Annotated in this window: 9 protein-coding genes; 4 read left to right on the plus strand and 5 right to left on the minus strand. The window is 69.9% G+C overall.

Annotated features, from left to right (window positions below):
• Nucleotides 1–135: 135 nt before the first annotated feature.
• Nucleotides 136–1,806, minus strand: a complete 1,671-nt coding sequence (leuA, locus tag ACZ6SA_RS31450) for a 2-isopropylmalate synthase (RefSeq protein WP_347647022.1) — start codon at nt 1,804–1,806, stop codon at nt 136–138.
• Between the two features lie 210 nt (nt 1,807–2,016).
• Between leuA and ACZ6SA_RS31455 the strand changes: the two genes are divergently transcribed.
• Nucleotides 2,017–2,892, plus strand: a complete 876-nt coding sequence (locus ACZ6SA_RS31455; RefSeq protein ID WP_347647021.1) for a UbiA family prenyltransferase — start codon at nt 2,017–2,019, stop codon at nt 2,890–2,892.
• A 77-nt stretch (nt 2,893–2,969) separates the two neighbouring features.
• Here the strand turns inward: ACZ6SA_RS31455 and ACZ6SA_RS31460 are convergent, their stop codons facing one another.
• Both ACZ6SA_RS31460 and ACZ6SA_RS31465 read right to left on the minus strand, forming a co-directional pair.
• Nucleotides 2,970–3,902, minus strand: coding sequence for an aldo/keto reductase (locus tag ACZ6SA_RS31460; RefSeq protein WP_347647020.1), 933 nt, complete (start codon nt 3,900–3,902; stop codon nt 2,970–2,972).
• Nucleotides 3,903–4,121: 219 nt separating this feature from the next.
• On the minus strand, nt 4,122–6,863 hold the full coding sequence (locus ACZ6SA_RS31465; protein WP_465832232.1) for an AAA family ATPase: 2,742 nt from the start codon (nt 6,861–6,863) through the stop codon (nt 4,122–4,124).
• A 776-nt stretch (nt 6,864–7,639) separates the two neighbouring features.
• Here ACZ6SA_RS31465 and ACZ6SA_RS31470 point away from each other — a divergent pair.
• The 3 genes from ACZ6SA_RS31470 (at nt 7,640) to ACZ6SA_RS31480 (ending at nt 10,139) form a co-directional block, all read left to right on the plus strand.
• On the plus strand, nt 7,640–8,626 hold the full coding sequence (locus ACZ6SA_RS31470) for a sensor histidine kinase (RefSeq protein ID WP_347647018.1): 987 nt from the start codon (nt 7,640–7,642) through the stop codon (nt 8,624–8,626).
• Nucleotides 8,613–9,275, plus strand: a complete 663-nt coding sequence (locus tag ACZ6SA_RS31475; protein WP_347647017.1) for a response regulator transcription factor — start codon at nt 8,613–8,615, stop codon at nt 9,273–9,275. The genes ACZ6SA_RS31470 and ACZ6SA_RS31475 overlap by 14 nt, the downstream gene beginning before the upstream one ends.
• Nucleotides 9,276–9,407: 132 nt before the next feature.
• Nucleotides 9,408–10,139, plus strand: coding sequence for a 4'-phosphopantetheinyl transferase family protein (locus ACZ6SA_RS31480; protein WP_347647016.1), 732 nt, complete (start codon nt 9,408–9,410; stop codon nt 10,137–10,139).
• A 502-nt stretch (nt 10,140–10,641) separates the two neighbouring features.
• Here the strand turns inward: ACZ6SA_RS31480 and ACZ6SA_RS31485 are convergent.
• Nucleotides 10,642–11,493, minus strand: a complete 852-nt coding sequence (locus tag ACZ6SA_RS31485; protein WP_347647015.1) for an ABC transporter permease — start codon at nt 11,491–11,493, stop codon at nt 10,642–10,644.
• Entirely contained in the window at nt 11,490–12,335 is an 846-nt protein-coding gene (locus tag ACZ6SA_RS31490) for an ABC transporter ATP-binding protein (RefSeq protein ID WP_347647014.1), read from the minus strand. Before ACZ6SA_RS31490 ends, ACZ6SA_RS31485 begins: the two co-directional genes overlap by 4 nt.
• Nucleotides 12,336–12,357: the final 22 nt, after the last annotated feature.

A 12,357-nucleotide genomic window follows, 5' to 3' on the forward strand; every position in this document is an offset into this window, starting at 1 on the left:
CCCCGGGCAAGAGGGGATTGGTTGTCTTTTCTGTCGCCTAACGCCCTCCCCCCCCCCCCCCCCCCCCACCACCCCCACCCCCCCCCCCCCCCCCCTCCCCCCCCCCGCTGCCGGGCTTCTGTCGCGCGCTGGGCGTCAGCTTGCATTCGCGAGCCTGACCTCCGTCCGCCCGCTCCTCCTGGCGGCCGAGCCGACCGCCATCAGGGTCGCGTCCACCACGTTGGTGGCGACGCCGACCCCCCAGACCGTCTCGCCGTCCACCTTGCATTCGGCGTACACCGTCGTCTCCATGCTGGCGACCCGCTCGGCGCCGCCGGACCGGTGCACCGCGCGCACGTCCACGCCCAGGGGCGCCAGCGTGGCGCCGATGGCTCGCACGGCCTGCTCGCGCTGGCCGTCCATGTGCAGCGTCGCGGTGATCCGGTCGCCGCCCGCGCCCAGCGCGCCGGACCGCTCGTCGCGGGAGAGGTACTCCTCCTGAAACAGCTCCCACACCTGGTCGGGCGAGAGCTCGCTGCCCCGCAGGTCGGCCCGCTCCTGCACGAGCCCGGCGAACTCCCGCTGCAGCTCGCGAGGGAGCTCCATCCCGTGCCAGGCGCTCATGATGTACGCGATGCCGCCCTTGCCCGACTGGCTGTTGATCCGCACGATCGCCTCGTACGTGCGCCCGACGTCCTTGGGGTCCACCGGCAGGTACGGCATGGTCCACGGCATCTCGTCGGCGCCGACGCCGGACCCGGCGGCCCGGCGCTCCAGGTCGTCGAACCCCTTCTTGATCGCGTCCTGGTGCGAGCCGGAGAAGGCGGTGTAGACCAGCTCGCCCCCGTACGGGTGCCTGGGGTGCACGGGGATCTCGTTGCAGTGTTCGACCGTGCCGCGGATGCGGTCGATGTCGGAGAAGTCGATCTCGGGGTCCACGCCGTGGGTGAACATGTTCATGCCCAGCGTCACCAGGCACACGTTGCCGGCCCGCTCGCCGTTGCCGAACAGGCAGCCCTCGATCCGCTCGGCGCCTGCCAGCATCGCCAGCTCGGCCGCGGCAACCCCCGTGCCGCGGTCGTTGTGCGGGTGGATGGACAGGCACACGTGCTCCCTGCGGGACAGGTGGCGGTCCAGCCACTCGACCTGGTCGGCGAACACCGACGGCAGGGAACGCTCCACGGTGGTGGGGAAGTTCAGGATGATCGGGCGTCCCGGGCCGGCCTCCCACACGTCCATGACCGCTTCGCAGACCTCGAGGGCGAAGTCGGGCTCGGTCTCGTTGAACAGTTCCGGCGAGTACTGGTAGCGCAGGTCGCAGCCGGCCAGGTCGCGCTCGGCGTACTTCATCATCATCCGGGTGCCCTGCACGGCCAGGTCCTTGCACTGCGCGCGGTCCATGTCGAACACCACGCGCCGGAACAGCGGCGCGGTCGCGTTGTAAAGGTGGAAAGTGGCGCGCGGCGCCCCCGCGAGCGCGCTCACCGAACGCTCGATCAGCTCGTCCCGCGCCGGCACGAGCACCGAGATCCACACGTCGTCGGGGATGCGGTTCTCCTCGATGAGCAGGCGTACGAAGTCGTAGTCGTCCTGGCTGGCCACCGGGAATCCGACCTCGATCTCCTTGTAGCCGATGTCGACGAGCAGCTCGAACATCTGGAGTTTCCTGGCCGGCGACATGGGATTGGCCAGTGACTGGTTGCCGTCGCGCAGGTCCGTCGACAGCCAGCGCGGCGCTGAAACGATCTTCTTGTCCGGCCACGTGCGGTCGGCCAGGGCCAACGGAGTAAAGTCCGAATAGCGCTCTACGGGGCGGGTCGGGACCATGGTTGAATCTCCTTCGCCTTGGTCATGGTCTGCCTGTAGGAGATCTCCGATCACAACGTACAATCGGCCGGGCGCCGCCGAATAGGGCGAGGATCATGAGAGTGCCGGTCCTTACCCATAGATATCCGCCCGGGTATCGAGAGTGCCCACCCCGGTATCTTTAGGCGCACCCCCCTTCTCCGCCTCCCGGCGGTCGCGCACAATCCGATCATGGCGACCATCGAAACCGTGGCGCTGCGGCGCGGCGGTCTGTGTCTGGCAGAGTCTCGCCCTTCTGTGCAAATAATCTTCTTACTGCGTTTTCTGACCGGCACCGCATTGTGCGCGCAGGTCGCCGGCGCCGACGGGCATCTCGGCAGAACGGCCTGGGGCGCCCTGACATGGGTGCTGATGATTTTCTCCGTCTATCTCTTCAACGGCGTGATGGACGTTTCCGAGGACCGCCTCAACGGCTCGCGCAGGCCCATCTGCAGAGGCGACCTGCCGCCCACCTTCGCCACCGCGGTGGCGGTGGGCGCGGCGCTGGTCAGCCTGCTCAGCGGCTTCGCGCTCGACCCGCGGATGGGCCTGCTGCTCACGGTCGTGCTGGTGCTCGGCTACCTGTACTCGGGCCCGCCGTTCCCGCTCAAGCGCAGCTCGGGCGGCACGGTCCTGACCGGAGGCGCCGCCACCGTGCTCACCTACGTCGCGGGCGCGCTCTCCTACGCCAGCGAGTTCCATGTCTCCCTGATGCTGGTCGTCTTCGTGCCGGCGGCGTCGCTCTGGACCGCGCTGGTGGGGTCGACGACCAAGGACCTGCCCGACATCGAGGGCGACACGCAGGCCGGCCGGACGACCTTCGCGGTCACGCACGGCGAGGACGCCCTGCGGCGGGCGATCTGCGCCGTCGCCATCGGCCTGGCGCTCGCGTTCACGGCGGCGGTGCTGCTGCTGGAGCTGCCGCTGTGGCCCAGCGCTCTCGCCATGGTCGCCGGTGCGATCGCCATCACGGTCCTGTGCGTCCAGGGGCGCCGCCGCGAGCCGTACGGCGCCTTCATGGCCACGCAGTACGCCCTGCACGGCCTGGTGATCCTGACCCTCGTCTGAGCCCTCTGACCGTGGCCGCCGGCGAGTCCCGCCTGACTGACGGGGCCTGACCGACAGGGCCTGACCGATCGGCCCGGCTAACCGGGCAGCGGTGCTCCGGCGGCCGCGCCGTGCGGGAAGGCCGCCTCCAGCCGGCGGCACGTCGCGTCGGTCAGCAGCAGCCTGACGGAACCCGCGTTCATCTCCAGGTGGACCGGGTCGCGGGTGCTGGGCACGGGCACCACGTCGGGCCCTCTGGCCAGCAGCCAGGCCAGCGCCAGCCGGCCGGTGCTGACGTCCATGGTCGCCGCCTCGGCCTCCAGTTTCCTGAGCCTGGCGATGTTGCCCGGCAGGTTGGCCGGGTCGAACCGGGGGTCGGTACGGCGGGCGTCCCCCGGGTCGAGCTCGCGGGCGGAGCCGCCGCGCCCGGCCAGGAAGCCGCGGCCCAGCGGCCGGCCGGCGATCAGCCCGATGCCGAGCTCGCGCGCCACCGGCAGCTGGTCGAGCTCGGCGTCACGGTGCCACAGGGAGTACTCCATGGCCAGGGCGGTGATCGGATGGACCGCGTGCGCCCGGCGCAGCTCGTCCCCCGTCACCCCTGTCAGGCCCGCGTAGCGCACCTTGCCCGCCGCCACCAGCTCGCCGAGCCGGCCCGCGGTCTCCTCGACGGGCACGGCGCCCGGCTCCCTGCCGACGACGTAGAGGTCGACGTGGTCGACGCCCAGCCGTTCCAGCGAGGCCTCGCACGCCTGCCGCAGCGGCACGTCTCCCGCGCGGCGCTGGAGGGTGCGGGTCGAGAGCAGGACGTCGTCGCGCCAGGGCCTGACGGCCTCGCCGACGAGCCGTTCGATCTCACCGTGGGCGTGGTCGTCGGACATGTCGAGCAAGGTCACACCTGTGTCGAGCACGTTGTGGAGCAACGCCAGCGACTCCGAGCGGTCCGCTTCGCCGTACACGCCGGAGAGAGCCAGACATCCGAAGCCCAGACACGAGGTGATCGGCCCTGTGTCGCCCAGCCTTCTGCTGTCCACGACACCCCCTCCCATTGGCCCTCACCGTTGCTACATACGATCTGTGGGCCAAGTTCGCGCCACAACCCCTATCCCCCGGGAGCACCGGGCGAATATGGGAAACATCATTACGCTTTATCTGCACTTGACACTGTACGCAACTCTTCGTTATACACATTGTTAATGTCGCTGCCCACCACGCGGGATCCACGCGGTGGGCAGCTCGAGGAGCTCAAGAGGTCAGCGCAGGGTGGGGCTGAGCTCCAGATTGGGAGGGAGATCGGAGCGCTGAGTGATCCCGAGCTTGCGGTAGATGCGGGTCAGGTGCTGCTCGACCGTGCTCACCGTGATGAACAGCTTGGCGGCGATCTCCCGGTTGGTGTAGCCGACCGCGGCCAGGCCGGCGACGCGTCGCTCCGCGTCGCTGAGGATGGCCACCACCTTGCTGATCTCGGAGCCCTGCCCCTCGGCGGCGGCTCCGTCGCCGTCCAGCGCGTGGCTCAGCGGCTGGGCGCCGCACTCCTGCGCGAGGATGCGCGTACGGCTGGCGATGATCCCCGCCCGGCGGAACTCACCGACGCTGTGGAAGGCCTCGGTGAGGTCGAACAACGACCGGGCGAGCTCGTAGCGGTCACCGCAGGCCTGCAGGCGGTCCGTGGACTGCCGCAGCAGCATGGGCCGGTGCCGGAGCTCGCTCGTGGCGGCCAGCAGGCGCAGCGCGATCCCGTGCGTACGGGAGGCCATCGGGCCGCACCGGGAGAGCTGCTCCTCGATCAGGGCGCGGGCCTCCGCCTGCTCGCCCATCCTGATGAGCGCCTCGGCCGCGTCGGTACGCCAGGCGATGAATCCCGGCGTGTCCATCTCCCACTCGGCCATGAGCTCGCCGCAGAACCGGAAGTCGCGCAGCGCCGCCGCCGGGTGGTCGACCGCGAGGTGGTAGCGGCCGCGGGCGTGCAGGTAGTGCAGTCCGAAGCGGGTCTGCAGCATGGCGTCCGGCACCGGCGTGTTGACCTGGGCGAGCGCCTGGTCGTACTGCCCCATGGCCGTGCTGGCGAGCATCAGGTTGGCCAGCGGGCCGCCCACGGTGACACCCCAGCTGGCGGGCGGGATGATCTCCAGGGCCTGCCGGGCGCACGACGCCGCGGTCTCGAGGTCGCCGCGGCGCATGGCGATCTCGGCGCGGATCGCGGTCAGCCGGGCGCGCCGGGCAGGGGCGCTGCGGGACTGCGCCTCCTCGATGAAGGCGTCGCACCAGGGCACGGCCTTGTCCGGCCAGCCACCGTACGTGAGCGCGAGCAGAGAGCTCTCGACCGTGTCCATGGACATCTCGTCCAGGCGGGAGCTGTGCAGAATGCGCTCGACGGTGCCGAGAACGCGCTCGCGCGGCCCGCGGGTGAGCACCGAGATCAGCGCGTTGATCGACTCGAGCCGCCGGCTCACGCGTACCGGCAGCACGGCCTCCCTGGCCTGCTCGCTGGTCGACCTGTTGACGTGGGCCAGCAGCGGCGGCGCGGAGCAGCGCAGCCACAGCCGGGTGCCGATGAGCTCGGCCACGGTCTGCGGCTCGGTGTCGCCGCTCTCCTTCAGGTGCTCGAGCACCTGGCAGGCGTCGTCGACCTTGCCGTGCCACAGCAGCGCCCTGGCCAGCACGACCGCGTCGCTGCCGCGCAGGGTCCCGTTGTGCAGGGCGTCGGTCAGTTCGGCGATGTGCTCGGCCGGCGTGCTGGGGTTGATGCGCCACTCGGCGCGCATCAGGACCGTGGCGATGGTGGTGCGGTGCCGCTCGTCGGTGCAGCCGCGCCAGGCGAGCTTCAGGTAGTCGACAGCCGAGGTGACGGACCCGCCGTCCAGCCGGCTCAGCGCCGCCGCCTCCAGCACGGGCACGGCCCACGGCAGGTTGGTCGCGTCGGCGCCGAGCAGGTGCTCGGCGATCGCGATGTCGTCGGCGCCCTCCTCGTGCAGCAGCTCGGCGGCCCGCCGGTGCACGCTGCGGCGCACCTCGTCGCTCAGCTCGGCCAGCACGGTCCTCCTGGCGATCTCGGCCCGATAGTGGCCCGACTCCAGCAGGCCTGCGGTCTCCAGCCAGTGCATGGCGTGCGCCATCGCCGCGGAGTCGGAGCCGAGCAGGCGCTCGAGGAGCGCCGGGTCGTCCAGCACCGCGAGCCAGCCGGCGACCTGCATGAGCCCGGGGTCGGCCCGGTGCAGGCACGACAGCACGGCCTCGCCGTAGCGCTCGGCGGGAGCGCTCCCGCCGCTCTCGTGGTCCTCGATCAGCCCGCGGAGCAGGAGCGGGTTGCCGCCGCTGAGCGCGTGCCACTCCGGCGTCACCTCCTTGGCCGCCGCCTCGCCCAGGCGCTCTGCCGTCATGCTGAGCGCGGCGCCGTACGACAGCGGCGCCAGCCTGACGGCGGTGCAGTGGGGCTGGCGGAGCATCTCGGTGGCGAAGAAGCCGTGCATGTGCTGGCGGTATTCGGCCTGGCTGAAGACCGCTACCAGCGGCGCGTACCTGGACCTGCGGACGAGGTAGGACAGGCAGAGCAGCGAGGCCCTGTCGGCGAGGTGGACGTCGTCGACGACGATCGCCAGCGGATGGCGCTCGGCCAGCGAGAGCAGGACCGCGCAGAGCGAGTGCACGATCTGCACGTCCACCTGCTCGACGCGGTCCCCCTTGGCGGGCGAGGCCATCTCCGCGCCCTCCCGCAGCAGGTCGGCCGCGACCGCGCGCACGTCCTCGCGCAGCGGCGCGTTCTGGAAGAGCTGGCCGAGCACGCCCAGCGGAATATCGCTCTCCGCCTGGGTGGCGGACGCCACCAGCGGCAGAGCACCCCGTTCGAGTGCCTGTTCGGCGAAGGCATGCAGAAGCTCACTCTTGCCGGTCGCGACGACCCCCGTCACCATCGCGACCCTGCCCTTGCCGCCAACGGCCTCGGCGAGGAGGCCGTGCATGGAGGTCATGGCCGCATCTCTCTCGAACAGCCCCATGATTGGACACCCCTTTTAGAAAGGCAATTCACGACCGGAAGGAGTTCTGAGGTCCAACGAGCTTTTCTGCTCTTTTCTCGGCTTCGATGTCGTGGACTGTCGCACCCGCCGCATGACCTCAACCCCTTCCGCACCCGTTTCTGGGTTGACGTTCATCACGTTAGGTGCGGCTCTGGGGGCTCACAATACGGCTTATCCTTAATAACGCGGGTCGCTCCGTATGGACCAGCCGGTCTTCAACTTTCGGACCACGCCCAGGTCCGAGTCATCGCGGGCCCGCGCCGGGCGGCGCGCCCCCGGCGGACCCCCGGGCCCGCGGGCCCCGCCGCCTGCGCACGCGGGAGGGGGTGGAGAGGCCCCAAACCTTACCGACGAGTATCGTTATGAGTCATTAACGTGAATCGCGCTAATACGAGTCGCGCTCATGTCGACCGCCGCCCCGTCGCGCCACTCCGGCGGGCTGGCGCGCCAGCCCGGGCCTGCGGCGCGCCGTTCACGCAATATTGACATTTCCATGTCGCGCCCCGTTTCAGCAGGTCACAGGGCCGGCAGAGGCTGCTCGGAGGACACTCCGCGTATGCCCGCCATCGGCATACAGTTGCCTACTCACCAGTGTTGACCCAAGATGTAAGCATTCGTGCACTCTCCAAGGGGACACGGTGGGAGAAATTGCGCATACGGGTGAGCAAGACGCTACGGGGCCGGCGAGCCTTATCGAGGAGTGCCGAGCGGACATACTGAGCAAGTACGAGCAGGGACTTGCGGCCATCGGTAGCGTGCTGATCAATGATCAGGTGACGAAAGCCCAGGTCATGACGAACGCAGGCCAGATCCTGACGGAGATGGCGGGGGCACTGCGTGCGGGACGTCTTCAGGACGACGACGAGACGTCCCGTTTCCTGGCCTGGGACATCGGCGTGGCACGGGCGTCGGCGGGCGTCCATCCGAGAGAGTCGCTGATGGCGGCCTCGGTGTTCTTCCGCGCGGCGTTCGCCACGCTGAGCCAGCGGCTCCAGGACGACACCCATGCCGCTCACATGCTCAGGCTCGTCGTGACGGCACTGGAACAGAGCATCTCCCTGCGTATCAGGGAGGCCGCGAACAGTTACACCGGCATCCTGCTCAACAAGGTGACCGAGGCGCAGATGGCCGAGCGCCGGCGGATCGCCAGGGAGCTGCACGACCGCATCGGCCACAGCCTCAGCGTGGCCCAGCGCCAGCTGGAGCTGTCGAACATGTACCGCCCGGGGGAACCGGCGAAGGCACTGGCCAAGCTGGAGATGGCCCAGCAGGCCATCCAGGAGACCATGTACAGCCTGCGCCAGGTCACCTCCGACCTCCATCCCCCAGGGGGCAGCACCTTGGAGAAGGGGCTGCTCAGCTACCTGGACATCATCGGGACGGACGACGTGCAGATCGAGCTGATCGTGAACGGCGACCAGACCTGGGCGCCCCCGACCGTCAGCGAGGAGTGCCTGCTGATCCTGCGTGAGGCGGCGCGCAACGCGCTCACCCACGGGGACCCGTCGGCCATCCTCATCAGGATCGACGTCGCGCCGCACGAACTGGTCGCGTGCGTGATCGACAACGGCTGCGGTTTCGATCCGGACGGCCAGCCGCCGAAGGGCAGCCTCGGGCTGTCGTCCATCAGGGAGCGCACCCAGTTACTCGGCGGCACGGTGACGATCGCCAGCAAGCCCGGCAGGGGCGCCAGGGTCGATCTCGCCGTGCCCATCCAGAGGCGCCTCGATGATCAGGAGTGACCCGCCCACCACGATCGCCATCGTGGACGACCACGCCCTGTTCCGCGAAGGACTCAGGGAGATCCTGGAAGCCCAGGAAGGGCTGGCCGTGGTGGGCGAGGCGGGCACCTCCGACGACGCCCTCCGCCTGGTCGCCGACAAGAAGCCGGACATCCTCCTGCTGGACGTGGAGATCCCAGGCGACTCGGCCACCGACACCGTGACGCGGCTGCGCAGCCAGGTCCCGAACACGCAGATCATCATCCTCAGCATGTACGACGGCCCGCAGCTGCTGCGCAGGCTTCTCGCCGCCGGCATCCGCGGATACCTGCTCAAGAGCGTCCACTGGCACGAGCTGGTGTCGGCGATCCGGAGCGTGCACGACGAGCCAGACCGCATCGTCCTGGCCGTCTCCCGCGAAAGCCTGGCGCAGATGGAGAGCGCGCCCGCCGAGGTGCTGACGAGCAAGGAGCGCGAGGTCCTCGAACTGGCGGCGCAGGCGCTCAGCAACCGGCAGATCGCCGCGCGCATCAACACCACCGAGGCCACGGTCAAGCGCCACCTGCGGAACATCTTCGTCAAGCTGGGGGCCGCGTCGCGCATCGACGCCGTCAACCGCGCGATCGACGCCTCGCTGATCACGCCATCGCGGGCGCGATCCGACAATTGACCATAAATGTGGACAATTTGCGCCGATCGCACCCCCTTCTGAGGGCGGGTTCACCCCGCAACCGGCTCCGGACGGCCCGAGAAGACCTGGTCAAACGTTCTCTCCCGGCAAGGCCGTATCTAGCTTGGAAGGGTGAACACCAATGCCTTGATCGGGAGCATCCTCCCCCCGTGGGTGGTGGCCGTGGACACGTTCGACGACCACGACGCGATGCTCTTCCCCGCTGAAGAAGAGGTGATCAGCCGATCGGTGGAGACTCGGCGCAAGGAGTTCGTCACGGCGCGCATGTGCGCCAGGCAGGCCATGAGCCTGCTCGGCCTGCCGCCGCAGCCCCTCCTGCCCGGCCTGCGTGGCGAGCCCCAGTGGCCCAAGGGCTTCGTGGGCAGCATCACGCACTGCGCGGGTTACCGCGGAGCCGTCGTCAGCCCCGGCGGCGACACCATCACGATCGGCATCGACGCCGAACCCAACGAGCCGCTGTCGAACGGCGTGCTGGAGGCGGTCTCCCTGGCCGAGGAGCGCAAAGCCCTGCGCGCCCTCGCCACCGACCACCCGGAGGTCGCCTGGGACCGCCTGCTGTTCTCCGCCAAGGAGTCGGTCTACAAGGCCTGGTTCCCGCTGGCCAAGCGGTGGCTGGACTTCGAGGACGCGATCCTGTCCTTCAACCCCGTCCTGGGCGCCTTCTCCGCCCGGCTCCTGGTCACCGGCCCGCACGTGGGCGGGCAGCAGCTGACGGGTTTCACCGGCAAGTACATGGCCCGTGACGGGCTGCTCCTCACCGCCATCGTCATGGCCGCCAGCACGGCCTCCCGCCGCCACCGCCCGGTGCTCAGGCGACCCGTGCCGCAGCCGGTCAGGGCCTGACGCGCCGTACGCGTCCGCCGTCAGGACCTGACCCGGCCGGGAGGCGCGGCAGGCCGTACCCGACGCCCGCCATGCCCGGCCCGGGCGCCCGGTCCCGCGCCCTTCTGCAGCCCCGGCTCCCGCCCCCGCGCCCTCCCGCGGCCGTCCCGGGCCCCGCCCCCGCGCCCGCCTTGGCGCCCTTCCGCGGCCCCGGGTCCGCGCTCTTCTGCGGCGTCCTGTCCGAGGATCCTCTCCGGCGCGCTCGTCCGGGGGACCTTCTCCAGCGCCCGTCCCAGGGCGTCCCTCCGGCTGTGAAGGGCCGGCGGCCACGCCCCCGCAGCGGAAGGCGGCGCCGTATCCCGTCCAGGGACACCGCACCGCGTACGAGCACCGCCGTTCATGCGGCCGGACATGAGGATGACGGTGGCGTCCTCAAGGACCCGCCACCGTCACCCTGACTCGTCCGCGCCGCGCTCCCCTCCCCTCGTCAGCAAATCCGCGCAATCCTGTCCTGCCACTACGGTCAGCTGTCCTTGGCGGTCCAGCGGAACGTCTTCATGCACAGCAGCAACGCGCCTACGCACCAGGCGGCGAGCACGAGGGCGATCAGCGGGAGCTGCCACGAGCCGGCCGGTTCGAGCGCCGCCGCGTGCTCGGGCAGGAACACCGAACGCATGCCCTGGGTCATCCACTTGAGCGGGAACAGGGACGCGATGAACTGGAGAAAGGCGGGCACGTCGGAGAAGGGCATGTAGACGCCGGAGATGAACTGCACGATGAGGAAGGGCAGCGTGATGATGGCGTTCGCGCCGCGCGCCGACTTCGGCAGGCTGCCGACCGCGATGCCGAGGAGGGTGCAGGCCACGCCGCCGAGGAGGAGGACCCAGGCGAGGGTCAGCCACCGGTCGAGCGTGCCGGGCACCTGCACGCCGAACATCAGCACCCCGACCACGACCAGGAGGGCGACCTCGGCGACCATGCACACGAGGACCTGAATGACCTTGCCGCCGAAATAGGCGATCCGCGGCATGGGCATGCCGTAGAGCCGCTTCAGCGTGCCGTCGTGGCGCTCCAGCGCGACGTTGATCCCGAGGTTCTGGAAGGTCGTGCCCATGATGCCCGCGCCGATCATGCCGGCGGTGAGGATCTGGGCGCCGGTGACGCCGTTGAAGTCCGGCTTGCCTGACTGCATCGCGCCGAGCAGCATCAGCATGATCGCCGGGAGCGAGAAGATGACGATGAACTGTCCCTTGGTGCGGAAGAAGCTCTTGAGCTCCAGCGCACCTCGCTTGAGAGCCAGCCGGCCGGCGCTGGGCAGGGGCGCCGCCGTCGCGGCGGCCGTCCGGGCCGGTGGTCTTGACAACGTGGTGGTCACGAGTGATCTCCGATTAGGCCGAGGTAGACGTCTTCGAGAGACGGACGTGTCACGGTCAGCTCGGGGATCTCGCCGTCGAACTGGCCGCTGAGCTCGGCGACGACCTGCGTCGGCGTCGCCGTCTTCACGCTGTGGTCGCCGTCGGCGGTGGTCCAGCTGACGGTCGCCATGGCCTGCGCGCGTCCGGCCAGCGTGGCCGGCTCGCCCAGTGCCACGACCTTGCCCTGCACGATCACGCCGACCCGGTTGGCCAGCGCTTCGACCTCGTCCAGGTAGTGCGTGGTCAGCAGGATGGTGGTGCCCTCGTCGGCCAGCCGGGAGATCAGGCTCCAGAACTGGCGGCGGGCCTCGGGGTCGAAACCGGTGGTCGGCTCGTCGAGGAAGAGCAGCTCGGGGTTGCCGAGCACGCCCAGCGCCACGTCGACCCTGCGCCTCTGACCTCCGGAGAGGTTGCGCGTGCGGGCGTCCGCCTTGCCGGCGAGCCCGACGAGTTCGATCACGTGCTCGGGGTCGCGGGGCCTCGGGTAGTAGTGGGCGTAGTGATGGACCATCTCGCGCACGGTCATCTCCGCGGCGTCGGTGGCCGACTGCAGCACCATCCCGAGACGGGAGCGCCACGCCCGGCCGGCCACGCCGGGGTCCTCGCCGAGCACGCTGACCTCGCCGGCGTCTCGCCGGCGATGGCCTTCCAGGATCTCAACAGTGGTCGTCTTGCCTGCGCCGTTGGGGCCGAGGAGCGCGAACACCTCGCCACGGGCGATATCCAGGTCAACGCCGTCGATGGCGACCAGGTCGCCGTATCGCTTGCGCAGCTCACGCACGCGCACCGCTGTATCGCTCATGCATTCAGAGTTGGGGATCAGC

This window comes from Nonomuraea sp. NPDC049378 (assembly GCF_055586745.1).

Bases quoted from the DNA above. Each gene is read 5' to 3' on its own strand.
- ACZ6SA_RS31490 (WP_347647014.1), bottom strand. From the start codon at position 12,335: ATGAGCGATACAGCGGTGCGCGTGCGTGAGCTGCGCAAGCGATACGGC.
- ACZ6SA_RS31475 (WP_347647017.1), top strand. From the start codon at position 8,613: ATGATCAGGAGTGACCCGCCCACCACGATCGCCATCGTGGACGACCAC.
- ACZ6SA_RS31465 (WP_465832232.1), bottom strand. From the start codon at position 6,863: ATGGGGCTGTTCGAGAGAGATGCGGCCATGACCTCCATGCACGGCCTC.
- ACZ6SA_RS31455 (WP_347647021.1), top strand. From the start codon at position 2,017: ATGGCGACCATCGAAACCGTGGCGCTGCGGCGCGGCGGTCTGTGTCTG.
- leuA (WP_347647022.1), bottom strand. From the start codon at position 1,806: ATGGTCCCGACCCGCCCCGTAGAGCGCTATTCGGACTTTACTCCGTTG.